This window comes from Pseudomonas sp. I2 (genome assembly GCF_040984075.1).
Taxonomy (GTDB): Bacteria; Pseudomonadota; Gammaproteobacteria; order Pseudomonadales; family Pseudomonadaceae; genus Aquipseudomonas; species Aquipseudomonas guariconensis_B.
This window is the reverse complement of record NZ_JBCGFQ010000019.1, coordinates 47,554-70,421: the sequence shown is the minus strand read 5'-3', so window position 1 is coordinate 70,421 and position 22,868 is coordinate 47,554. Positions and strand designations below refer to the sequence as shown.

General features: G+C 64.9%; 24 protein-coding genes. 13 read left to right on the top strand and 11 right to left on the bottom strand.

Going from position 1 to position 22,868, the window contains the following annotated elements:
* Nucleotides 1–40: 40 nt before the first annotated feature.
* On the bottom strand, nucleotides 41–838 hold the full coding sequence (locus WCE05_RS11990; RefSeq protein WP_368815979.1) for a TatD family hydrolase: 798 nt from the start codon (nucleotides 836–838) through the stop codon (nucleotides 41–43).
* Nucleotides 839–998: 160 nt separating this feature from the next.
* Here WCE05_RS11990 and WCE05_RS11985 point away from each other — a divergent pair, with 160 nt between their 5' ends.
* The 4 genes from WCE05_RS11985 to greB all read left to right on the top strand — a co-directional run bounded on the left by WCE05_RS11985 (nucleotide 999) and on the right by greB (nucleotide 4,121).
* A complete protein-coding gene (locus tag WCE05_RS11985; RefSeq protein ID WP_253081330.1) occupies nucleotides 999–2,405 on the top strand; it encodes a transglycosylase SLT domain-containing protein in 1,407 nt (468 codons plus the stop codon).
* Nucleotides 2,406–2,514: 109 nt separating this feature from the next.
* Nucleotides 2,515–2,952 (top strand): DoxX family protein, encoded by a 438-nt coding sequence (locus tag WCE05_RS11980; RefSeq protein WP_225790159.1) that lies wholly within the window; start codon nucleotides 2,515–2,517, stop codon nucleotides 2,950–2,952.
* Between the two features lie 291 nt (nucleotides 2,953–3,243).
* Nucleotides 3,244–3,552 (top strand): hypothetical protein, encoded by a 309-nt coding sequence (locus tag WCE05_RS11975; RefSeq protein WP_225790160.1) that lies wholly within the window; start codon nucleotides 3,244–3,246, stop codon nucleotides 3,550–3,552.
* A gap of 86 nt (nucleotides 3,553–3,638) precedes the next feature.
* Complete coding sequence (gene greB, locus WCE05_RS11970) at nucleotides 3,639–4,121, top strand: transcription elongation factor GreB (RefSeq protein ID WP_225790161.1); 483 nt, start codon at nucleotides 3,639–3,641, stop codon at nucleotides 4,119–4,121.
* Between the two features lie 17 nt (nucleotides 4,122–4,138).
* Here greB and WCE05_RS11965 read toward each other — a convergent pair whose 3' ends face one another.
* Nucleotides 4,139–6,646: an ABC transporter permease gene (locus WCE05_RS11965; RefSeq protein WP_368815978.1), complete on the bottom strand. Its 2,508-nt coding sequence runs from the start codon at nucleotides 6,644–6,646 to the stop codon at nucleotides 4,139–4,141.
* Nucleotides 6,646–7,329, bottom strand: a complete 684-nt coding sequence (locus WCE05_RS11960) for an ABC transporter ATP-binding protein (RefSeq protein WP_225790163.1) — start codon at nucleotides 7,327–7,329, stop codon at nucleotides 6,646–6,648. Before WCE05_RS11960 ends, WCE05_RS11965 begins: the two co-directional genes overlap by 1 nt.
* A gap of 10 nt (nucleotides 7,330–7,339) precedes the next feature.
* Between WCE05_RS11960 and WCE05_RS11955 the strand changes: the two genes are divergently transcribed.
* The 3 genes from WCE05_RS11955 to WCE05_RS11945 all read left to right on the top strand — a co-directional run bounded on the left by WCE05_RS11955 (nucleotide 7,340) and on the right by WCE05_RS11945 (nucleotide 9,369).
* A complete protein-coding gene (locus WCE05_RS11955) occupies nucleotides 7,340–7,945 on the top strand; it encodes an arylesterase (RefSeq protein ID WP_225790164.1) in 606 nt (201 codons plus the stop codon).
* Between the two features lie 58 nt (nucleotides 7,946–8,003).
* Nucleotides 8,004–8,285: a hypothetical protein gene (locus tag WCE05_RS11950; protein WP_253081328.1), complete on the top strand. Its 282-nt coding sequence runs from the start codon at nucleotides 8,004–8,006 to the stop codon at nucleotides 8,283–8,285.
* A 106-nt stretch (nucleotides 8,286–8,391) separates the two neighbouring features.
* Nucleotides 8,392–9,369, top strand: a complete 978-nt coding sequence (locus WCE05_RS11945; protein ID WP_225790166.1) for a L,D-transpeptidase family protein — start codon at nucleotides 8,392–8,394, stop codon at nucleotides 9,367–9,369.
* Nucleotides 9,370–9,604: 235 nt separating this feature from the next.
* On the opposite strand, the gene oprI is transcribed toward WCE05_RS11945, so the two are convergent.
* Nucleotides 9,605–9,856: an outer membrane lipoprotei OprI gene (gene oprI / locus WCE05_RS11940; RefSeq protein WP_003259780.1), complete on the bottom strand. Its 252-nt coding sequence runs from the start codon at nucleotides 9,854–9,856 to the stop codon at nucleotides 9,605–9,607.
* Nucleotides 9,857–10,361: 505 nt separating this feature from the next.
* Here oprI and WCE05_RS11935 point away from each other — a divergent pair.
* The gene (locus WCE05_RS11935; RefSeq protein ID WP_225790167.1) at nucleotides 10,362–10,643 is read left to right on the top strand and encodes a GNAT family N-acetyltransferase; all 282 of its coding nucleotides are present in this window, start codon (nucleotides 10,362–10,364) and stop codon (nucleotides 10,641–10,643) included.
* A gap of 70 nt (nucleotides 10,644–10,713) precedes the next feature.
* Here the strand turns inward: WCE05_RS11935 and WCE05_RS11930 are convergent, their stop codons facing one another.
* Both WCE05_RS11930 and WCE05_RS11925 read right to left on the bottom strand, forming a co-directional pair.
* On the bottom strand, nucleotides 10,714–11,790 hold the full coding sequence (locus tag WCE05_RS11930; protein WP_225790168.1) for a 3-deoxy-7-phosphoheptulonate synthase: 1,077 nt from the start codon (nucleotides 11,788–11,790) through the stop codon (nucleotides 10,714–10,716).
* 167 nt (nucleotides 11,791–11,957) lie between these two features.
* Entirely contained in the window at nucleotides 11,958–12,383 is a 426-nt protein-coding gene (locus tag WCE05_RS11925; protein WP_253081326.1) for a PilZ domain-containing protein, read from the bottom strand.
* Between the two features lie 127 nt (nucleotides 12,384–12,510).
* Here WCE05_RS11925 and WCE05_RS11920 point away from each other — a divergent pair, with 127 nt between their 5' ends.
* From WCE05_RS11920 to cysB, 3 genes are all read left to right on the top strand, one after another.
* Nucleotides 12,511–13,452: a putative 2-dehydropantoate 2-reductase gene (locus tag WCE05_RS11920; protein WP_225790170.1), complete on the top strand. Its 942-nt coding sequence runs from the start codon at nucleotides 12,511–12,513 to the stop codon at nucleotides 13,450–13,452.
* A 95-nt stretch (nucleotides 13,453–13,547) separates the two neighbouring features.
* Nucleotides 13,548–14,045 (top strand): universal stress protein, encoded by a 498-nt coding sequence (locus WCE05_RS11915; protein WP_225790171.1) that lies wholly within the window; start codon nucleotides 13,548–13,550, stop codon nucleotides 14,043–14,045.
* A 126-nt stretch (nucleotides 14,046–14,171) separates the two neighbouring features.
* Entirely contained in the window at nucleotides 14,172–15,146 is a 975-nt protein-coding gene (gene cysB, locus WCE05_RS11910) for an HTH-type transcriptional regulator CysB (RefSeq protein ID WP_225790172.1), read from the top strand.
* A gap of 163 nt (nucleotides 15,147–15,309) precedes the next feature.
* On the opposite strand, the gene WCE05_RS11905 is transcribed toward cysB, so the two are convergent.
* From WCE05_RS11905 to WCE05_RS11885, 5 genes are all read right to left on the bottom strand, one after another.
* Entirely contained in the window at nucleotides 15,310–16,044 is a 735-nt protein-coding gene (locus tag WCE05_RS11905; RefSeq protein ID WP_253091354.1) for a phosphoadenylyl-sulfate reductase, read from the bottom strand.
* A 193-nt stretch (nucleotides 16,045–16,237) separates the two neighbouring features.
* Nucleotides 16,238–17,581 carry an aminodeoxychorismate synthase component I gene (pabB, locus tag WCE05_RS11900; protein ID WP_368815977.1) on the bottom strand — a complete coding sequence of 448 codons (1,344 nt, stop codon included), beginning with the start codon at nucleotides 17,579–17,581 and terminating at the stop codon, nucleotides 16,238–16,240.
* Between the two features lie 179 nt (nucleotides 17,582–17,760).
* On the bottom strand, nucleotides 17,761–18,741 hold the full coding sequence (locus tag WCE05_RS11895) for an alpha-L-glutamate ligase-like protein (protein ID WP_225790175.1): 981 nt from the start codon (nucleotides 18,739–18,741) through the stop codon (nucleotides 17,761–17,763).
* Nucleotides 18,741–20,273 carry an inactive transglutaminase family protein gene (locus WCE05_RS11890; protein ID WP_253081779.1) on the bottom strand — a complete coding sequence of 511 codons (1,533 nt, stop codon included), beginning with the start codon at nucleotides 20,271–20,273 and terminating at the stop codon, nucleotides 18,741–18,743. Before WCE05_RS11890 ends, WCE05_RS11895 begins: the two co-directional genes overlap by 1 nt.
* Nucleotides 20,274–20,278: 5 nt before the next feature.
* Complete coding sequence (locus WCE05_RS11885; protein ID WP_225790177.1) at nucleotides 20,279–20,815, bottom strand: ATP-dependent zinc protease; 537 nt, start codon at nucleotides 20,813–20,815, stop codon at nucleotides 20,279–20,281.
* A 297-nt stretch (nucleotides 20,816–21,112) separates the two neighbouring features.
* On the opposite strand from WCE05_RS11885, the gene WCE05_RS11880 reads away from it, so the two are divergent.
* Nucleotides 21,113–21,829 (top strand): GntR family transcriptional regulator, encoded by a 717-nt coding sequence (locus tag WCE05_RS11880; protein ID WP_253081780.1) that lies wholly within the window; start codon nucleotides 21,113–21,115, stop codon nucleotides 21,827–21,829.
* On the top strand, nucleotides 21,826–22,716 hold the full coding sequence (prpB, locus tag WCE05_RS11875; protein ID WP_225790179.1) for a methylisocitrate lyase: 891 nt from the start codon (nucleotides 21,826–21,828) through the stop codon (nucleotides 22,714–22,716). Before WCE05_RS11880 ends, prpB begins: the two co-directional genes overlap by 4 nt.
* Nucleotides 22,717–22,868 lie beyond the last annotated feature (152 nt).

Genomic DNA, 22,868 nt, shown 5'->3' with positions numbered 1-22,868 from the left:
CTTGATATGTGTCAAGGAAGACTGGGGGGCACCACAGGATTCAGGGCAACCGAAAGAACGCCCTGGCGCTGGCCGTGGTATGGGTTGCCGTGTGCTCCAGGGACTCCCCTCGATGCAACGCCACCTCGCGCAGGACCTCGGGCAGGAAGGCCGGTTCGTTGCGGCCGTTCTTCGGCTTGGGCCGCAGGCTGCGTGGCAGCAGGTAGGGCGCATCGCTCTCCAGCATCAGGCGGCCCTCGGGGATGTTGCCGACCAGCGGATGCAGGTGAGTGCCGCGGCGCTCGTCGCAGATCCAGCCGGTGATGCCGATGTGCAGGTCCATGTCCAGGTAGGCGAACAGGGCCTGGCGTTCGCCGGTGAAGCAATGCACCACCGCGGCGGGCAGGTGATCGCGGTAGTCCTTGAGGATCGCCAACAGGCGCTCGCTGGCCTCGCGTTCGTGGAGGAACACCGGCAGGTGCAGTTCGGCGGCCAGGGCCAGTTGCGCCTCCAGGGCCTTTTCCTGCTGTGGGCGAGGGGAGAAGTCGCGGTTGAAGTCCAGCCCGCATTCGCCCACGGCCCGGGCCCGTGGTTGCGCCAGCAACTGACGCAACCGCCGGTCGCTGGCGCCGTCCCAACTGCTGGCATCATGGGGGTGTACGCCTGCCGTGGTGAACAGGCATTGGCCGTCAGGGTCCAGTTGCCCGGCCAGTTCCTGGGCCTGTTCGCTGACCTCCAGGCTGGTGCCCGTGAGGATCATCTGCGCCACACCGGCCTGCACCGCCCGCTCGACGATGGCGGCTTGCTGGTCATGGAAGCTGCTGTTGGTCAGGTTGACGCCGATATCGATCAATTGCATGGTGCTACCTCGTGCCGCGGGCCGGCCAGCATAGCAAAAACCGGGAAAATCCAGAAAAAGCCAAGAACTTCAAGCGGTTGTCATGGTCTTCTGCGGTCATTCGCCACGGATCGGACCTTTTTGCATGGCGCCAGCCCACAGCCCACGGACACGTTCTCGCATGCTGCGTTCGCTGCTGACCTTCCTGCTGATGTTCGGCCTGGCCATGGCCGGCCCAGCCAGCGCGCGCTTGCCAGGGCCGCAGCACAACGTGCCGGCCAGCCAGGTTCGCGACCTTGCGCAGATCCGTGAGAGCAAGGTGCTGCGGGTGCTGGTCAACCAGAGCCGCAACAGTTCCGGGGAGGTCAAGGGCGAGCCGGTAGGCGTCGAATACCATCGCCTGCGCGGCCTCGAACATCATCTCAACGCCCGGGCCCGCGACGGCCAGGCAATTCGCTTCAAGCTCATCCCCCGCGCCAAGGAACAACTGCTCGCCGCCCTGCAGCGGGGCGAAGGTGACCTGGCCGCCCCTGGCGAGCTGCTCGACCCTGGCCTGGTGCGCGGCGTGAGCGCCAGCGCGCCGGTGGTCGATCAGGTGTCGCTGGTGCTGGTGGGGCGCAAGGGCGAGCGCAGCTTCAGCCGGGTGGAGCAGTTGTCCGGGCGCACCATTGCGTTGACCAGCGCCAGTGCCGCCGGTGCGCTGGTCCGCCAGCTCAACCAGCAACTGGCTCTGCGCAAACGTGCGCCGATCAAAATCGAGTGGGTCGATCCCACGCTGGCAGTGGAGGATGTGCTGGAGATGGTCCAGGCCGGCATCTATCGCCTGACGCTGGTGGAGCGTCCCATCGCCCAGCGCTGGGCCCGGGTGATGCCGCGCCTGCGCCTGGACACCCGCCTGAAGCTGGGCCAGCCCCAGGCCATACGCTGGTATGTGCGGCGCGACGCGAACATGCTCCTGGCCACGGTCGATCGCTTCCTGGCCGGCTACCGTGCACCGCAGAACCAGGATGCCGCCTTCGAGCGGATCTACCGGCGCCAGTACCGGGTGCACAACCCCTTGGCGCGTCGCGACCGGCAGCGCCTGGCGTCGTTGCGGGCGGTCTTGCAGAAACATGGCAGCGCACAGCAGATCGACTGGCTGAACCTGGCGGCACTGGCGTTCAAGGAGTCGACCCTCAACCCGGCGGCGCGTGGCAGCGGCGGCGCCCATGGGCTGATGCAGATCACCCCGGCGGCGGCCCGGCGAGTCGGGGTGAGCAACACGGCGACGGTCGATGGCAATGTCCTGGCCGGTGCCCGCTACCTGGCGCTGATTCGTCGCAAGTTCTTCTCCAGCGCCCAGCTCAACGAACGCGAGCGCATGGCATTCGTGCTGGCCGCCTACAACCTGGGGCCGGAGCGGGTCCAGGCCATGCGTGCCGAGGCCCGGCGACGAGGGCTCAACAGCAACCAATGGTTCTTCCAGACCGAACGCATCGCCATGGAGCAGATGGGCATGGGGCCGGTCAACTTCGTCAACAGCGTCAATAAGTACTTCCTGGCGTTCAATCGGGAGCGGGCATCGTTGGAGCGGGTGGGCAAGCGCTGAATTAATCTAATTTGTAGATGTATAAGTGCGTAAATTTGCGCTTTTTGAATCTTATTTGTTGATTAATATGGCGCCCATCCCAACCAACATTTACTCAGGACGCTTCGACATGAACAACCCCCTCAACGCTATCTTCGTTACCCGTGCAGGTCTTGGCCTGAGTGTCATCCGCATCCTCGTGGGCATCATCTTCATGGCCCACGGTGCCCAGAAGTTGTTCGGTCTGTTCGGCGGCTACGGGCTGGAAGGCACCGGCCAGTGGATGGAAAGCATCGGCTTGGCGCCCGGTTACCTGATGGCGTTGTTGTCTGGCAGCGCCGAGTTCTTCGGTGGCCTGGCCCTCGTGGTCGGCTTGCTGGCACGGCCGGCGGCGCTGGCGCTGACCGTGACGCTGGTGGTGGCGATCTTCTCGGTGCACATCGGCAATGGCCTGTTCATGTCCAACAACGGCTACGAGTTCGCCCTGGCCCTGCTGGCCGGTACCGTGGCGGTGCTGATCGAGGGCGCGGGTCGCTTCTCTCTGGACCGGCTGATCGCCCACGACTGAACGGCATCCTGATGTGACTGACCCGCTTCCCAGGGGCCCTGGGAAGCGGGTTTTCTCCATGCCGTGGGGTAGTGCGAAAAACCGCCGGGCGACGCCCAGGCTGGGCCACCTTCAATAGGCGGCTTGTATCTTGTCGCTTGACGCTCTAGCATACCGCCTGCGCCGATTTAAACAGCTACTTGCGGGGCGCGGGAGGCATCCACTCGGGTCATCCGAAATACCGCTAAAGCGCTGGTTCGGTGACGCCTCCCACCGCTGCCCAGCGGGATCTGCGAGGCGGAGAGATACTCCATGAGTTGCCCACGTACCAGTGTCTGCCTGAGTCCGTTGCCTGCCAACCAGGCCTCGCGTACACCGCGCATCCTGCTCGGCGGCCAGCATCAGCCCACCCTTTTGCGTAACCTCGACGGCTTGTCGCGACGCAAGGGCCAAGCGCGTGCCTTCCTTGTCCAGTTCGCCGAAACCTGCGATGGCCTTGCCCAGCACGCCAACGATCGCTTCGATCTCGCGGTGATCCAAGCCCCCTTGGCGGCCGATGCCGCGGCAGTCATCGGTCACCTGACCCGCATCGCCCGCCAGGGCCTGATCACCCGCCGTTGAGGCGCGTGCCGCCGTGGGGATTTTTCGCTAAGCTCGGTGCCTCGGCAGGCTTGCGCCGGCCGTGGAGGCACTGAGGAGAACGCTGCTTGAGCACCAACATCATCACGACGGAAGGTCACGAGGCCCTGAAGAAGGAGCTCGACCACCTGTGGCGGGTCTACCGGCCCGAGATCACCCAGAAGGTCACCTGGGCCGCATCCCTGGGCGACCGCAGCGAGAACGCCGACTACCAGTACAACAAGAAGCTGCTGCGTGAGATCGATCGGCGGGTGCGCTACCTGCGCAAACGGCTCGAGGACGTCAAGGTCGTGGCCTATTCACCGCAGCAGGAAGGCAAGGTGTTCTTCGGCGCCTGGGTGGAGATCGAGAACGACGAGGGGCAGACCCTGACGTTTCGTATCGTCGGTTACGACGAGATCCATGGGCGCAACGACTACATCTCCATCGATTCGCCCATGGCCCGGGCGCTGCTCAAGAAGGAAGAGGGGGACGAGGTCGTGGTGCACACGCCAACCGGCGAGGCGACCTGGTACGTCAACCGTATTCGCTATGAGGGGAGCGGGGGGTAGCTACAGGCCCCCTGCGCTCACCCTTCCCGCAACACCGCCAGTGGGCTGGCATTCAATGCCCGTCGCGTCCCGAGCACCCCGGCGGCACCCACCAGCACGGCTCCCGCCACCGGCAGCACCAGCAACCAGGGGTGCGGCGTCCAGGCCAGGTCGAAGGCATGGCGATACAGGACCAGGGTGATCAGCTCGCACCCCACCGCCGCCAGCACGCCACTCACCGCACCCAGCAGCCCGAACTCGATCCGCCGTGCCTTGACCAGCAGCGGCCGTGCAGCGCCCAGGGCACGCAGCAGGGCGCCTTGGCGCAGGCGTTCGTCGAGGGTTGCCTGGAGTCCTGCGAACAGCACCGCCAAGCCCGCCGCCAGCACGAACAACAGCACATACTCCACCGCCACGGTCACCTGGGCCAGGATGCTGCGCAACTGGGCCAGCAGCGCATCGACCTGGAGGATGGTCGCTGCCGGAAACGCGCGTGACAGGGCGACCACTTCCTGGTCATGGCCCGGCGCCAGGTAGAAGCTGGTCAGGTAGGTGGCTGGCAGCCCTTGCAGGGTGCCGGGCTGGAAGATCATGTAGAAGTTGGGCTGGAAGCTGTCCCAGTGCACCGTGCGCAAGCTGCTGACCCGGGCCTGGCGCTGCTGGCCACCGATGTCGAAGGTGAGCAGGTCGCCCAGCTCGAGCTTCAGGCTCTGGGCAAGCTCCGCTTCCACCGACACACCGGGCACGCCGTCAGCGGGTGGCGGTGCGTCCCACCAGCGCCCAGCGCTCAGGGCGTTGCCCTGGGGCAGGTCGGCCGCCCAGGTCAGGCTCAGGTCGCGTTGCACGGCGCGTTCGCCGGTGGACTCCTTGCTGACCAGTTGCCGCACCGGCTGCTCGTTGATATGGGTCAGGCGCCCGGGGATCACCGGGTACAGCGGTGCTGACGTGGCATTGACCGCCTGCAACTGGCGGGCGAAGGGCTCGCGGTCGTCGGGCAGGATGTTCAGGGCGAAATGGTTGGGCGCGTCCTTGGGCAACTGGGCCTGCCAGGTATCGAGCAGTTCGGCACGCAGCAGTGCCACCAGGCCCATGGCCAGCAGGATCAGGCCGAAGGCCAGGGCCTGGCCGGCAGCGGCCAGCGGATGGCGCAGCAGTTGCCCCAAGCCCAGGCGCCAGGCCAGCGGTGCACCGGCCAGCAAACGCCGCAGGCTGCGCAGGCCGAGCAGGAGCAGGCCGCCCAGCAGCAGGGCAGCGAGCAGCCCACCACCGAGCAGGGCGAAGGTCAGCAACAGGTCCAGGCTCAGCCGCCACATGATCAGGCCCAGGGCCAGCAGGGCGGCGCCGTAGACCAGCCAGCCACTGGGTGGCAGCGGCAGCAGGTCGCGGCGCAGGACCCGCAACGGCGGCACGCGCCCGAGGGCGGCCAAGGGCGGCAGGGCGAATCCGGCGAGGGCCACCAGCCCGGTGCCGATGCCGGCGAGCGCGGGCGCGATGCCGCCAGGTGGCACCACGCTCGGCATCAGCCCCTGCAACAAGCGGAACAGGCCCAGTTGCGCCAGCCAGCCGAGCAGGGCGCCGGCCAGTGCCGCCGCCAGGCCGAGCACTGCCAGTTGCAGGCAATACAGGCCCAGCGCCTGGTGTCGCGACAGCCCCAGGCAACGCAGCAGGGCGCTGGCGTCCAGGCGGCGGCTGGCATAGCGGCTGGCCGACAGGGCCACGGCCACGCCGGCCAGCAGCACCGCCACCAGGCTGGCCATGTTCAGGTAGCGTTCGGCCTTGCCCAGCGCGCCGCCGATCTGCCGATTGCCGTCGCGCGTGTCGAGCAGGCGCTGATGCGCCGCCAGGCCCTTGGCCACCGCCTGGCGATACCGCGCCAGGGCCTCGGGCTCGCCACGCCAGAGGTCGCGGTAGGTGACCCGGCTGCCAGGCTGGATCACACCCGTGGCGTCCAGGTCGGCGAGGTTCATCAATACCCGTGGGGTCAGGCTATAGAAATTGCCGGCGCGGTCCGGTTCGTAGGTCAGCACCCGGCTCATGCGCAGGGTCTTCATGCCCACGTCGATGCTGTCGCCGATCGACAGCCCCAGGGCCGCCAGCAGGCGTGGTTCGACCCAGGCCTCGCCCGGCGCCGGGCCACCGCCGGGGGACTCCTCGGCGTAGGGGGCCGCGGCGCTGCGCAGTTGGCCACGCAAGGGGTAGCTGGCGTCGGCCGCCTTGATGCTCGACAACTGGATCCCCACCTGTGCGCCCACCACGCTGGTGAACTCGACCACCCGGGCGTGGCGCAGGCCAGCGGCCGTGCCGGCGGCGACCTGCGCCTCACTGGCCGGCGAGCTGCCCCGCAGCACCAGGTCGGCCCCGAGGAACTCGCCGGCGCGCAGTTGCATGGCGTCGTTCAGGCGCGCGCCGAAATAGCCGATGGCGGTGCTGGCCGCCACTGCCACCAGCAGGGCGAAGAACAGCACCCGCACCTCGCTGGCGCGGGCATCGCGCAGCAACTGGCGCAGGGCCAGGCCGCACAGGCGGGAGAAGGGCAGGCGGCCCATCAGGGCTCCAGGGGCTCGACCAGGCGGCCGGCATCCAGGCGGATCAGGCGGCGGCAGCGCTTGGCCAGGCGTTCGTCATGGGTGACCAGCACCAGGGTGGTGTCGCGCTCCTTGTTCAGCTCGAACAGCAGGTCGCTGATGCGCTCGCCGGTGTGGCTGTCCAGGTTGCCCGTGGGCTCGTCGGCGAACAGCACCGCAGGCTCGGCGGCGAAGGCGCGGGCGATCGCCACCCGCTGCTGCTCGCCCCCGGACAGCTGGCGTGGCGTGTGGCTCAGGCGCTTGCCCAGGCCGACCCGCTCCAGCAGGTCGCGGGCATGTTCGCGGGCGTCGCGACGGCCGTCCAGCTCCAGCGGCAGCATGACGTTCTCCAGGGCATTGAGGCTGTCGAGCAGCTGGAACGACTGGAACACGAAGCCGACGTGCTCGGCCCGTACCCGGGCGCGCTGGTCTTCGTCCAGCGGGCCGAGGTCATGCCCGGCGAGGATGACCTGGCCGGCGCTGGGCCGGTCGAGGCCAGCGAGCAGGCCCAGCAAGGTCGACTTGCCGGAGCCGGAGGCGCCGACGATGGCCAGGCTGTCGCCTTGGTCGAGGGAAAGGGAGAGCGCGTGGAGGATGGTCAGGTCGCCTTCCGCGCTGGGGACCACTTTGCTAAGGTTCTGCGCAACGAGAATGCTGGGGCCCATGGAGAATCCAATGCGAGTGTGGTGGTTGAGTGCCGGTCTGGCCCTGTTTTGCCTGGCCCAGGGCGCGGCGGCGGGAACGCTGCTGGTCGTCGGCGATAGTATCAGCGCCGGTTTTGGCCTGGATAGCCGCCAGGGGTGGGTTGCCCTGTTGCAGCAGCGCCTGGAGGAGGAGGGTTACGACGACCAGGTGGTCAATGCCTCGATCAGCGGCGACACCAGTGCAGGCGGCCAGGCGCGGCTGCCGGCGCTGCTTGCCGAGCACAAGCCGAGCCTGGTGGTGCTGGAGTTGGGGGGCAACGATGGCCTGCGCGGGCAGCCGCCCGAGCAATTGCAACAAAATCTTGCCTCGATGATCGATCGCTCCCGCGACGCGGGGGCGAAGGTGGTGTTGCTGGGAATGCGCCTGCCCCCCAACTACGGGGTGCGCTACACCACGGCCTTCGCCCAGGTCTATGAGCAACTGGCAGCACAGAAGCAGGTGCCGCTGGTGCCGTTTTTCCTCGAGGGCGTCGGTGGGGTGGCGCAGATGATGCAGGCCGACGGCATCCATCCGGCCCAGGGGGCGCAGCAGCGCCTGCTGGAAAATGCCTGGCCGGCGATAAAACCCTTGCTGTGACGCTTTTATCGGGACGGGCTTTCGGCTAATGTTGCGCCCCCCGTTCCGAGAGCCCCCGATGCCGCGCCCCGCCTGGTCCTTGTATGCCTATCAACTGATCGAGCCCGATGAGCAGCTCGACCTGTTCGCCTGCCAGGAGGTTCGCGTTCACCTGGTGGCCCGCCAGCTCGAGCTTGGCGCGCCCGCCGACCGCACCCTGTGCGGCGGCCTGCTGCCGGCCCAGCCGCGCTGGTCGATGGTCGAGCGCAGCATCTACCGCGATGGCCGCCTGTGCCCGCTGTGCCGGGCGATCCTCGACGCCCAGCGGCGTGGCACGCGTCCGGTGTGGCCGGAACTCTGAGCGCCTTTCATCATCTGAAACGCTTGCCCATGGTCGATGCCTCCCGCTTGTATCGGGGTGGGTGTACAATCGACCCTCTTGACCCATCTTTCGAAGGATTTACCGGATGTTGCCGCGCCTTCCCGCCGTCACCCGTAGCCTGTCCATGGCCGCCCTGCTGGTAGCGGGCCCTGCCGTTGCGCTGGAACTGCCGTTGCCACCACCCGGTGAGGACATCGTCGGCCAGGTCCAGGTGATCAAGGCCAAGTACGAGGACACCTTCGCCGACATCGGCACCGCCAATGACCTCGGCTACCTGGAGATGATCGCCGCCAACCCGGGCATCGACCCGTGGCTGCCGGGTGCCGGCAGCGAGATCATCCTGCCGACCCGCTACATCCTGCCGCCGGGCCCGCGCGAGGGGATCGTCATCAACCTGGCCGAGTACCGCATGTACTACTACCCGAAAGGGCAGAACGTGGTGCACACCTACCCGTTGGGCATCGGTCGCGAAGGCTGGGGTTCGCCGATCGCCAACACCAGGATCACCGCCAAGACACCGAACCCGACCTGGACGCCGCCGGCCTCGATCCGCGCCGAGCATGCCGCCGATGGCGACATCCTGCCGGCCGTGGTGCCCGCAGGGCCCGACAACCCGCTGGGGCCGTTCAAGTTCACCCTGGGCGTGCCGGGCTACCTGATCCACGGTTCGAACAAGAAGTTCGGCATTGGCATGCGCACCAGCCACGGCTGCTTCCGCATGTTCAACAACAATGTGCTGGAGTTGTCGAAAATGGTGCCGGTGGGGACATCGGTACGCATCATCAACGAGCCCTACAAGTTCGGTATCAGTGGTGGCAAGGTCTACCTGGAAGCCCACACGCCGTTGGACGACCATGGCGATCCGTCGGTGGTGGACAAGCACACCGCGGTCATCAATGCCCTGCTCAAGCGCGAAGACCTGGCCAACAACCTGCGCATGAACTGGGACATGGTGCGCGATGTGGTGGCCGCTGAAGACGGCATGCCGGTGGAAATCGCCGTGCCGGTCAATGCCGACGTTAGCGCGCCGATGGTGTCGAGCATTCCGCCTGAGTTGCAGTAAGCACGCTCAAGGTGTTTTGAACTAACACGCCATCGAGCTTTGCAGCCTCTCGCGGCACAAGGCCGCTCCCACAGGTGCAGCGCTGACTTACAGAACAGTGCCGTACCTGTGGGAGCGGCCTTGTCGCGAAAGGAGCACGTAGCGGCCCCAGCAGTTTCTTACCGGTCGCTTTTGCCGCGGCAATAAAAAAGCCGACCCACTAGTGGGTCGGCTCCATAACAATCCGTGAGGATTATTACTTGCGGCTGGCTTTGTCCAGCATGCGCAGAGCGCGCTCATTGGCTTCGTCAGCGGTTTGCTGAGCTTTCTGAGCGGCAGCCAGAGCGTCGTCAGCCTTACGGTAGGCTTCGTCAGCACGGGCTTGGGCGCGAGCTGCTGCGTCTTCGGTAGCAGTCAGGCGAGCTTCGGTTTCTTTGGATACGCTGCTGCAACCGGTAGCCAGAACTGCGGCCAGAGCCAGAGCAGAGAATTTCAGAACGTTGTTCATCGTGTTCCCCTTCAAGGACTTTCTATTAAATAGCCATCTCTCGGAAAAGAGAAACTGGCCGGCGTACATAGTACCCATTACTTGTAGTAAGTAAACTGACTGAGCGCAAGAACTGCAAAAAAAATGTTGCCAGCCCTGGCAAGCGACATGGGTTGTAGGGCATTTTTGAAACTCGTGCAGAGGGTTTCGCAAGCGATTGTAGAACAGGAACTTTTTGTTGAACTAAAGGTGACTTTAACGGTCGGCTGGCGTCATAGCCCTGGAACATCCGGCGGCTGTTCCGAGTGCCCGGCACAGGGGGGCAAGGTGGGGCTTGCGTATTTTTACCGGCGGGCACCTTGAGCAATCCCGCTTGTGGCGCCTACTATTTGTAGGGTGCCGCGCCGCAGAACGAACCAGATCGCCCTGCGGTCCAATAGGGCACCGGGTGGCGTAGAGGTTCCTCCGCCGGATAAAATCATCGGTCAAGGTAAGGGTCTGCCGAGAAGACCTGCGAGGAGTAGTGATGAGCGAAGCGCTGACCATCCATCATGACCAGGCCGGTCATCAGTTCGAGACCAACGTGGACGGTCATCGTGCCTACCTGACGTACATGGACCTGGGTAAACAGACGCTGGACATCTACCGCACCTTCGTGCCCAATGCCCTGCGTGGCCGCGGCATTGCCGCCGCCCTGACCGAACGGGCCCTGGAGTATGCCGAGCAGATGGGGTACACGGTCATTCCCTCGTGCTCCTATGTCGAACGCTACATGGAGCGCCAGCAGCGCCAGTCGAGCAAGGTCTGATTTCTGGCGAGCGATCGCCGCACACGAAAACGCCGGGCAATGCCCGGCGTTTTCGTGCCTGCCCTGGCCCTCAGCCGCGCTGGCGCTGGGGCAGGACATCCTTGAGCTTGGCGCGCATGCTGCGCAGGGCCTTCTCGGTGGCGCTCCAGTCGATGCAGGCATCGGTGACGGACACGCCGTACTGCAGGTCGTCCAAGTTCTTCGGAATGGCCTGGCAGCCCCAGTTCAGGTGGCTTTCGACCATCAGGCCGATGATCGACTGGTTGCCCTCGAGGATCTGGTTGGCCACGTTCTCCATGACCAGCGGCTGCAGGGCCGGATCCTTGTTGGAATTGGCGTGGCTGCAATCGACCATGATGTTGGCCTTGATCTTGGCCTTGGCCAGGTCCTGCTCGCACAGGGCGACGCTGACCGAGTCGTAGTTCGGCTTGCCGTTGCCGCCGCGCAGCACCACGTGACCGTAGGCGTTGCCCTTGGTGGTGACGATGGACACGCCGCCTTCCTGGTTGATGCCGAGGAAGCGGTGGGGCTTGGAGACCGACTGCAGGGCATTGATGGCGACGGTCAGGCCACCGTCGGTGCCGTTCTTGAAGCCCACCGCCGAGGACAGGCCGGAAGCCATTTCCCGGTGGGTCTGGGATTCGGTGGTACGGGCGCCGATGGCCGACCAACTGATCAGGTCCTGCAGGTATTGCGGGGAGATCGGGTCGAGCGCCTCGGTGGCGGTCGGCAGGCCCATCTCGGCCAGGTCCAGCAGCAGCTTGCGGCCGATGTGCAGGCCATCCTGGATCTTGAACGAGTCGTCCAGGTATGGGTCGTTGATCAGGCCTTTCCAGCCGACGGTGGTGCGCGGCTTCTCGAAGTACACGCGCATCACCAGGTACAGGGTGTCGGACACTTCTTCGGCCAGGGCCTTGAGGCGCTCGGCATATTCGTGGGCGGCCTTGATGTCGTGGATGGAGCAGGGGCCGACCACGACGAACAGGCGATGGTCCTTGCCGTCGAGGATATTGCGCACCACTTCGCGGCCGGCAGTCACGGTCTGCAGGGCCTTGGCGCTCAGGGGGAGTTCCTTCTTGAGCTGATCGGGGGTGATCAAGGTCTCGTTGGAAGCAACGTTAAGGTCGTCGATCGGTAAATCAGCCATCGTGTTACTCGTCAGGTCACGGGTGCCGGCCGCCAGCAATCCCCGTGCGGCCCAGCAGCAAGATTGTTCGCAACGGGGAGCCGAACCTTAGCGCGTTACAGGGGGCTCGACAATGGGCTGGCCCCCGTCGGCGCGGGGTTTTTACCGGATGGCTGGTTTTTTCCGCCTCAGGTGGCGTGCAGGTTCGCCTCGGAGAAGGCTTCGGCGTGCAGGCCGACCCATTGTGCGGCCAACGCCTGGGCAGCATTGCTGTCGAGGTCGGGCTGCTGATGTTGCAGGCAGTAGTGGCGAATCTGGCAGACCTGCTCGCCCATGCGAGCGCCGAACAGTGCCTGGGCATCGGTGAAGGCAATGCCCACCCGGTAGCCTTCGTCGAGTTTCTGACACCAGGCGATATAACCAGGATAGCGGGCCTCGCTGCCCAGGGAGGGAATTGCGACTTCCACCGCCATGCCGCGCCGGTAGGCGCGCAACTGCTTGCAAGCGATGCCGCCCAGGCCCAGTGTATGCAGGTGGCGGCGGAACAGGCTGGGGAATGGACGCAGGGTCAATTCGACCGGAATGTCTTCGGGATGAGGCAGGTATCCACACATGGCCGACTCCGTGCCGGTTATTTGACCTTCTTCGCTCCAGTATAGTGAAAGATCGAAAACCGGCTGATTTACGTGTAAAAAAACCGGACGACGAGCATAGGTATTTTCGACAAGGGGCAGGGTGAGCATGCGCAATGCACGGATCGGCATCATCGGCAGTGGTGCCATTGGCGGCTTCTATGGGGTGATGCTGGCACGCGCCGGCTTCGATGTGCATTTTCTGTTGCGCAGCGAGTATGCCGCCGTACGCGACCAGGGCCTGGTGGTGGAGAGTGCGGTGCACGGCCAGGTGCGGATGAAGGTGCAGGCTTATGCCGCGGCTGCCGACCTGCCACCGTGCGACTGGCTGCTGGTGGGCGCCAAGGCCACCAGCAATGCCGAACTGGCACCGCTGATCGTCCAGGCCGCGGCGCCGGGCGCCAAGGTGGTCTTGCTGCAGAACGGCCTGGGCGTGGAAGCGCAGTTGCGCCCGGACTTGCGCTCGGACATGCACCTGTTGGGCGGGTTGTGCTTCATTTGCGTCAATCGCCAGGCGCCTGGAGTGATTCGCCACCAGGCGCTGGGCGCGGTCAACCTGGGGTATCACAGCGGCCCGGCCGAGGACGCGGGGGCGGCCATTGTCGCCGAGGGCGCCGCTTTGTTCCAGGCGGCCGGTATCGACTCCCAGGCCATGGATGACCTCGACCTGGCGCGCTGGCAGAAACTGGTATGGAACGTACCCTACAACGGCCTTTCGGTGCTCCTGCAGGCCAGTACGACCCCACTGATGAGCGACCCGCACAGCCGTGAGCTGATCCAGGCGCTGATGGCCGAGGTGGTGCAGGGCGCGCAGGCCTGTGGTCATGTGCTGGCGCAAGGGTATGCCGAGCACTTGTTGCGCATCACCGAGCAGATGCCCGACTACTGGCCGAGCATGTACCACGACCATGCCCTGGGGCGTGCGCTGGAGTTGCAGGCGATCTATGCCGAGCCGCTGGCCCGGGCGCGAGCGGCCGGATGCCAGCTGCCGCGCATGGAGATGCTGTACCAGGCACTGACCTTCCTCGACCGGCGCAATCGCCCGGCCTGAAGGGCGCGGCGGCAGCGCGCCGGACGGCACGGCGGCCGTTCGCGGCGCTGCTAAGCTGAACCTTGCTCTGCCTTAGCGGCAGTCGAGGAGGTCGAATGATCCATTCCATGCTGTATGCCACCGACCTCGGTGTATACGCGCCCTTCGTCATGCAACACGCCCTGGCCCTGGCGCGCACCTTCAATGCAGAGCTGTACGTAATTCATGCGGTGGAGCCCATGGGGCAGTTCGCCGAATCCTTGCTGCAGAGCTACCTCGACGAACAGACCCTGGACGAACTGCACAGCCAGGGCGTCAACACGGTGCTGGCCAATATCGAGCAGCGGGTACTGGAGAACTTTCGCGACGAACTGGGCGAGGAGGCCGACCTGGCCGTGATCCGGGCGGTCAGGGTGCGCCAGGGCGACCCGGCTCAGGTCATTCTCGAGCAGGCCCAGCGCCTGAGTGTCGACCTGCTGATCTTCGGCAGCCACAGCCAGGGGGCAGGGGTGGACGTGCCGATCGGCCGTACCGCGGTGCGGCTGTTGCAGCTGTCGCCGGTGCCGGTCTACATGGTGCCGTTGGCCCAACATTTGGGGCGTAGGAAAGCGTGAGGCTGGCAGTAAGTCATTTCCGGGCATGTAACAAAATAGTTCTAGATTTATTTCCAGAACCACTAATATAGTTATATCTCGTCGCTGCCAGCTGCCGGTGACCTACCGCTGATCCGAGGGATACCTATGAAGCTTCAACAACTGCGCTACATCTGGGAAGTGGCGCACCATGACCTCAACGTCTCCGCGACAGCGCAGAGCCTCTACACCTCCCAACCCGGGATCAGCAAGCAGATCCGCCTGCTCGAGGACGAACTGGGTGTCGAGGTCTTCGCCCGCAGTGGCAAGCACCTGACCCGCGTCACCCCTGCAGGCGAGCGCATCATCAATACCGCTGGCGAGATCCTGCGCAAGGTCGAGAGCATCAAGCAGATCGCCCAGGAATTCTCCAACGAGAAGAAGGGCACCCTGTCGATCGCCACCACCCACACCCAGGCGCGCTATGCGCTGCCACCGGTGATCAGCAGCTTCATCAAGCAGTACCCGGAAGTCGCCCTGCACATGCACCAGGGCTCGCCCATGCAGATCGCCGAGATGGCCGCCGACGGCACCGTCGATTTCGCCATCGCCACCGAGGCGCTGGAGCTGTTCGGCGACCTGATCATGATGCCGTGCTACAAGTGGAACCGCTGCGTGGTCGTGCCCCAGGGCCACCCGCTGACCAAGCTGCCGAAGCTGACCCTCGAAGCGGTCGCCGAGTATCCGATCGTCACCTATGTATTCGGTTTCACTGGCCGTTCCAAGCTGGACGAGGCCTTCAATCATCGCGGCCTGACGCCGAAAGTAGTGTTCACCGCCGCCGACGCCGACGTGATCAAGACCTATGTGCGCCTGGGGTTGGGCGTGGGCATCGTGGCCAAGATGGCGGTCGATCCCAAGCTCGACAGCGACCTGGTGTGCCTGGATGCCAGCGAACTGTTCGAAGCCAGCATCACCAAGATCGGCTTCCGTCGTGGCACCTTCCTGCGCGGCTTCATGTGCGATTTCATCGAGAAGTTCGCCCCGCACCTGACCCGCGAAGTGATGGCCAAGGCCATCCAGTGCCATAACAAGCAGGAGCTCGAGGAGCTGTTCGCGGGCGTCGAGTTGCCGGTGCACTGACAACAGCGGCAAGCTACAAGAGAAAAGCAGCCTGTGCCCTAATGCTGTTCACTTAAGTCTGATGTTGCATCGATTGGGGCTGCAAGGCAGCCCCAATGGCTTAAGTGAACGGCATTAGCCTGTGCCCGGTCTGCTTTTCTTGTGGCTTGAAGCTGGGCCCGCTTCAGGCCTTGCTGATCAGGTTGCCCGCGTGCAGGCCGCATTCCTTCTGGGTCGACTCTTCCCACCACCAGCGGCCTTCGCGCTCGTGCTGGTTGGGTAGTACAGGACGGGTGCAGGGTTCGCAGCCGATGCTGATGAAGCCGCGCTCGTGCAGGCTGTTGTAGGGCAGCTCGAGCATGCGGATGTAACCCCAGACTTCCTCGCTGGTCATCTGCGCCAGCGGATTGAACTTGTACAGGGTACGTTCAGGGGTGGAGAACGCCGTGTCGATCTCCAGCGCGGCCACCTGGCTGCGGGTGCCCGGGCTCTGGTCGCGGCGCTGGCCGGTGGCCCAGGCGCGCACGGTGGCCAGCTTGCGGCGCAGCGGCTCGATCTTGCGGATGCCGCAGCACTCGCCATGGCCATCCTTGTAGAAACTGAACAGGCCCTTTTCCTTGACGAACGGCTCGAGCTTGGCATGATCCGGGCTGAGGATCTCGATCGGCAGGTTGTACTGTTCGCGGACCTGGTCGATGAAGCGATAGGTTTCCGGGTGCAGGCGGCCGGTGTCGAGGCTGAATACCTTGACCTGCTTGTTCAGCTTCCAGGCCATGTCCACCAGTACCACGTCCTCGGCACCGCTGAAGGAAATCCACAAGTCGTCGCCGAAGTGCTCGAAGGCGAGCTTGAGGATGTCCTGTGGGGACTTGCTGGCATAGGTCGCGGCGAGGGTGGCGACGTCGAAGGGTTGGCTCATCAGGCGGTTTCCATCGTGTGTATGGCGCTGTGCGCTCGTAATAGGGCGATGGTAACAAAAAATGGCGGGGTAGACGCCCTGCGATGGTGAGTGGATGCCAGGGTGTCGCCTGTGTAGGTCAATCAAGATGCTCGGCTGCCATCTCGGGGCGCAAGGCAGCCCTGGGGCTTGCCCGCGTAAAGGGCGGCGCCAGTCACAAGCCTTGCAGCGTCTGCATCAATACCCGCACCTTGGCGATGGACTCCTCGTATTCGGCCTGCCAGTCGGAGTCGGCCACCACTGCGCCGCCTCCCCAGCAACTGACCTGGCCATCCTTGACCAACAGGCTGCGGATGGCGATGGAGCTGTCCATTTCGCCGCGTACATCCACATACAGCAGCGAGCCGCAATACAGCGCCCGGCGCGCTGGCTCCAGTTCGTCGATGATCTGCATGGCGCGGATCTTCGGAGCGCCGGTGATCGAGCCACCGGGGAAGCTGTCGCCGATCAGGTCCAGCGCGTCCTTGCCGCTGGCCAGGCGCCCGGTGATGCTGCTGACCAGGTGATGGACGTTGGGGTAGCTCTCCAGGCTGAACAGCTCAGGTACCTTGACCGAGCCGATCTCGCAGGTACGCCCCAGGTCGTTGCGCAGCAGGTCGACGATCATCAGGTTTTCCGAGCGGTCCTTGGGGCTCTCCTGTAGCTCGGCGGCGTTGCGGGCATCTTCCTGCGGGTCGCTGGAGCGGGGGCGGGTGCCCTTGATCGGGCGGGTTTCCACCTGGCCCTGGCTGACCTGGATGAAGCGCTCCGGTGAGAAGCTCAGCAGGGCACTGCCGTCGGCCAACTGCTGGTAGCCGGAGAAGGGCGTCGGGCAGGCCTTGCGCAGAGCCTGGTAGGCCCGCCACGGGTCGCCCTGGCAGGGCGCGCGGAAGCGTTGGGTCAGGTTGATCTGGTAGCAGTCACCGGCCTGGATGTACTGCTGGACCTTGTCGAAGGCTGCCCGGTATTGCTCGGGCTGCAGGTCGCCGCGCATGGGGGCGAGCAGTTGGAAGTCACCGGGCTCACAGGCTTCGGGCATTTCGAACAGGTGGACCAGGCGCTCCCGCTCGCGGGCGTCCAGGCTTGGGTGGAAGACCAGTTGGCTGGTGCGTAGCCGATGGTCGCTGACCAGGGCCCAGGCATACAGGCCGAGTTGTGCATCGGGCAGGCCGAGATCGTCCCGCGCCAGGCTCGGCAGGTGCTCCAGGCGCCGGCCGAAGTCGTAGCTCAGGTAGCCGATCAGGCCGCCGGCGAAGGGCAGTTCGATGCCTTCGGGCAGTGTCGCTCGGCCCAACTGCGTCAGGGCGTTGCGCAGGCGTTGCAGGTAGGCCCGACCTTCTTCCCCGGCTTGAGCCTGCAGGTGTTGCAGCGGCCAGGCGCTGAGCAGGTCGAAGCGGCCGCGCTCGGCACCTGGGCGGGCGCTGTCGAGCAGGATTGCCCCGGCGGCCTGGCGCAGGCGGGCGAAGTAGGTGGCCGGGTCGGGCTGGTAGGGCAGGGCGTGGAGCGTACAGGTCGGCATGCGAGTGGGTGGCGATGACAAAGCGAGGAGGGCGATTGTAGTCGCCTGGGGGAGGGGCGGCCAGCTCTGGCTGCGACAGCTATTCGGCTTCCATTTAGAGCGAGCGCTTTCGTGATCGTCGCGCTAGCCTCTCGCGTTGACAAATGACTGGGGCCGCTTCGCGGCCCCGATACGGCGGATCACTGCGGATGAACGTGCCCGAACAACCCCTGGGACACACGCACCCGCTGCTCGGCATCTTCCGTGACGCCGTCCTTGGCCAGCGCCTCCAGGTGCGCCTCGATGGCATGGGTGCGCTGGGTCAGGCCGCAGTCGTTGGCGATCTGGATGTTCAGGCCCGGGCGGGCGTTGAGCTCGAGGATCAACGGGCCCTTGTCCTGGTCCAGGACCATGTCCACCCCGATATAGCCCAGGCCACACAGCTCGTAGCAGTTGGCCGCGAGCTTCATGAAGCCGTCCCAGTTCGGCAACTGCACGCCATCCACCGCGTTGGTGGTGTCCGGGTGCTTGCTGATGATCTTGTTCAGCCAGGTGCCGCGCAGGGTGACACCGGTGGCCAGGTCCACGCCCACGCCGATGGCGCCTTGGTGCAGGTTGGCCTTGCCGCCCGACTGACGGGTCGGCAGGCGCAGCATGGCCATCACCGGGTAGCCCATCAGCACGATGATGCGGATGTCCGGCACGCCTTCGTAGCTGATGCTCTTGAAGATCTGGTCCGGGGTCACCCGGTACTCGATCAGCGCGCGGTCGCGATGCCCACCGAGCGAATACAGGCCGGTGAGGATGCTGGAGATCTGGTGCTCGATCTCGCCGTGGCTGATGATCTTGCCCGACACCGTGCGATAGCGGTCCTCGAAGCGGTCGGCGATGACCATGATGCCGTCACCGCCGGCGCCCTGGGCCGGCTTGATGACGAAATCGTTGCGCCCGCCGATGATCTGGTCGAGCTTTTCGATCTGCTTCTCGGTCTCGATGATGCCGTACATCTCCGGCACATGGATGCCAGCCTCGAGCGCACGCTCCTTGGTGATGATCTTGTCGTCGACGATCGGGTACAGGTGGCGCTTGTTGTACTTCAGGACGTAGTCCGCGTTGCGCCGGTTGATACCCATGATGCCCCGGGCCTCCAGGGCTTTCCAGGTCTTGATCAGTCCGAACATCAGGCGTCAGCCTTCACGAAAGCCTTGAAGCGAACGAGCTCGGTCAGGCGGTAGCCGCGGTAACGGCCCATCGCCAGCATGAAGCCCACCAGAACCAGCAGTACGGCCGGGAAGGTGAAGACGAAGTACACCAGCTCCGGCACCATCATCAGCAGGTGCGCCAGGGAGGCGGCGAACAGGGTGCCGATGGCCACCTTCATGGCATGGCCGCCGCCACGTTCCTCCCAGGTGATCGACAGGCGCTCGATGGTCATGGTCAGGATCACCATCGGGAACAGTGCCACCGACAGGCCGCGCTCCAGGCCCAGCTTGTGGCTGAACAGGCTGATGGCGGCGATCAGCACCACGACGAAGGTCAGCACCACCGACAGGCGCGGCAGCATCTGCAGCTTCAGGTGCTCGAGGTAGGAACGTAGCGACAGGCCCAGGGCGGTGATCACCGTGAACAGGATGATGCCGAAGCCCAACTGGGTCTCGCGGAAGGCCAGGGCGATCAGCACCGGGGTGAAGGTACCCAGGGTCTGGATGCCGATCAGGTTGCGCAGCACCAGGATCACCAGCACGCCGATCGGGATCATCACCATGATCATGAAGGTCTGCTGGGTCTGCAGCGGCAGGCCGTACAGGGAATACTCGAGGAAGTCGGCGTCGGTGTTCTCGTCGGTCAGCTTGGCCAGGCGGATGGCGTTCATCTCGCTGTTGTTCATGCTGAAGGTGACGTTGGCCTTGCGGCCGCCATCGACGGTGACCAGGTTCTCGTCGCCGACCCACCACAGCAGGCGGTCGTTGGGCAGGCCCTGCTCGCCGGTGTCGGGGTTGAAGTACAGCCAGTCGTTGCCGTTGAAGCTGCGCAGCCACAGCTCGGGGCTTTGCGGGGTATCGGCGACCAGGCGGATGGTGTGCACCTTCTCCATCGGCACGTGGGCGATCGACAGCAGCAGGTCGATGACCTTGGCCTTGTTCAGGGCCGAGGTATCGCCGCCCAGCAGCAGCTTGACGTTGTCGTCGTTGAGGTTGTTGACCCGCTTGATGGTCTCGCTGACGAAGGTCTCGACGTCGGCCGAGTGCTGGCGGATCGGCGCCATCAACGCCTCGGCGGCGATCTTCTCGGGGCCCTCGACGGCCAGGCTGTCACGGAAGGTCGGGCCCTTGACCGTGGTCTTCTCGTTGCTGTAGCGCTTGGTCAGCACCAGGCGGTAGTAGAGGGTCTGGTTGCCGCTGGCGCGGCGCGCCGACCAGGTCACCTTGCGGTTGCCGTCGACACGGTTGACGCTCACCCCGTAGTTGTTGGAGATGAAGCTCTCGTTGAGGCTGACGTAGTCGCGGTTCAGCGGCGGCACGAACATCTGAACCTTGACCGGGTCCTTGGGGTTGGCGATGAACTCGACCTTGGCGTCGATGTTCCACAAATCGTCGGTCTCGTCCTCGGTGACCGGGATGCCGAGAATGAAGATCTGGTAGGCCGTGACCAGCACGCCCAGGAGCACCAGGACGGTGATCAGGACTTTCAGGTGGAGGGTAAGAGAGCGCATCGGGATTACTCTGCTTTGGGAGCTTCGGTGGCACAGGCAGGTTTGCCGGCCGCGTATTTAAGGCTTGGGTCGACCAGCGCGTCGAAGTGCTTGAGCGCCTCGGAGCCGATCAGCAGCGGGAACTGGAAGGCGCTGCGGTCGGTGAGGTTGACTTCGATGGTGCGCTGCGCGCGGCCCATGCAGATGTTCAGTTCGATGACCGGGCGGGCCGTGTAGGCCTTGCCTTCGTCGGGATTGTAGTCGCCGGCGCGCCGCTTGATCTTGCTGACCCGCGCCAGCGGGCGCTCGATCGGGTGCGAGTGGGCGGCATCGATGGCCAGGTAGAAGCGTACCCAGCTTTCGCCATCGCGCTTGAAGCGCTTGATGTCGCGGGCACTGAGGGAGGCGGTCTTGGCGCCGGTGTCGAGCTTGGCCGCCACTTCCAGGTCGAGGTCGGAAAGACGGGCATATTCGTTCAGGCCATACACGGTCTTTTCCGCCGCCGGGACGTGGGCCGGCAGCAGGGCGAGGCAGAACAGCAGTGAAACGGGTGTGAGTCTCATAAATCCTGGCGCGGTGCTGTGCGGGGTTCGGGGCAAGGCGACTGGCAAGTACTGCGCAAGCATCCTCGTTCATCTGTCAACAGCATGAAACGATGACAGGCACACTATATCCATCCTCCCTTGGGAAGCGCGGCATTCTATCACGCCAACGTCTCGACGCCAGCGCGCCGCGTTCTGACAGCATTTGCAGCCGTTAAGTTCGTTCTTAGACGATTGTCGACAATGTTGATTTTGTCTTTGACGTGCCACCCATGTTTAGCTAGCTTTTGCGCTATTGAAACGTAAGGTGTCGACAATATGCTAGGTGCAACCCAGGCTTCCCTGACCCTTCCGGATGAAACGGAAACCCTCTCGGAGAACGTTTTCCGACGCATCCAGGCAGCGATCGTCAAGGGCGAGATCGCGCCGGGCAGCAAGATCTCCGAGCCTGAGCTGGCGCGTACCTATGGCATCAGCCGCGGCCCGCTGCGCGAGGCCATCCACCGCCTGGAGGGGCAGCGCCTGCTGGTGCGCGTGCCCCATGTCGGCGCCCGGGTGGTGTCGCTCAGCCACGCCGAGCTGATCGAGCTGTACGAGATCCGCGAGTCCCTCGAAGGCATGGCCTGCCGCCTGGCCGCCGAGCGCATGAGCCAGGCCGAGATCGACGAACTGCGCCGGGTGCTCGACACCCACGAGCGCGACGCCACCTTCCAGGCCGGCCTTGGCTACTACCAGCAGGAAGGCGACTTCGACTTCCATTACCGGATCATCCAGGGCAGCGGCAACCAGACCCTGGTCAAGATGCTCTGCGGCGAGCTGTACCAGCTGGTGCGCATGTACCGCATCCAGTTCTCCGCCACGCCCAACCGCCCGCACCAGGCCTTCGCCGAGCACCATCGCATCCTCGATGCCATCGAAGGCCGCGACGGCGAACTGGCCGAACTCCTGATGCGCCGGCACATCGGCGCATCCAAGCGCAACATCGAGCGTCACTACCAAGGCGCCGACAACAATAGCCCACGAGGTGAGTCATGACTTTGAAGAGCACGCCCGGCCAGCGTTTCCGTGACGCGGTCGCTGCCGAACATCCGTTGCAGGTGGTCGGGACCATCAATGCCAACCACGCCCTGCTGGCCAAGCGCGCCGGCTTCAAGGCCATCTACCTGTCCGGCGGCGGTGTCGCCGCCGGCTCCCTGGGCCTGCCGGACCTGGGCATCAGCGGCCTGGACGACGTGCTGACCGACGTGCGCCGCATCACCGATGTCTGCGACCTGCCGCTGCTGGTGGATGTCGATACCGGCTTCGGCGCCTCGGCCTTCAACGTGGCCCGCACCGTGCGTTCGATGATCAAGTTCGGCGCCGCCGCCCTGCACATCGAGGACCAGGTCGGCGCCAAGCGCTGCGGCCACCGGCCGAACAAGGAGATCGTCTCCCAGCAGGAGATGGTCGACCGCATCAAGGCCGCGGTGGACGCCCGCACCGACGACAGTTTCGTGATCATGGCGCGTACCGACGCCCTGGCCGTGGAAGGCCTGAACGCCGCCCTGGACCGCGCCGCCGCCTGCATCGAGGCCGGTGCCGACATGATCTTCCCGGAAGCGATCACTGAACTGTCGATGTACAAGACCTTCGCCGACCGGGTGAAGGCGCCGATCCTGGCCAACATCACCGAGTTCGGTGCCACGCCGCTGTACACCACCGAGGAACTGGCGTCGGTCGATGTCTCCCTGGTGCTGTACCCACTGTCGGCGTTCCGTGCCATGAACAAGGCCGCCGAGAACGTCTACACCGCGCTGCGCCGCGACGGCACGCAGAAGAACGTCATCGACACCATGCAGACGCGCATGGAGCTCTACGATGCCATCGGCTACCACGCCTTCGAGCAGAGCCTCGATGCGTTGTTCGCCCAGAAGAAAGCCTGAGCCAGCGCCGTCGCTGGTCGGCCAGCCTCCACAGGGCGCGCAAGTTGCAAAGGGTGCGCTGTACTTGTGGACGCCGGCTTGCCGGCGATGGGGCGGTACAGATACGTCGGATTAGCCTGTAAGACTTCACATAACAAGTTCAAGAAAGGAGA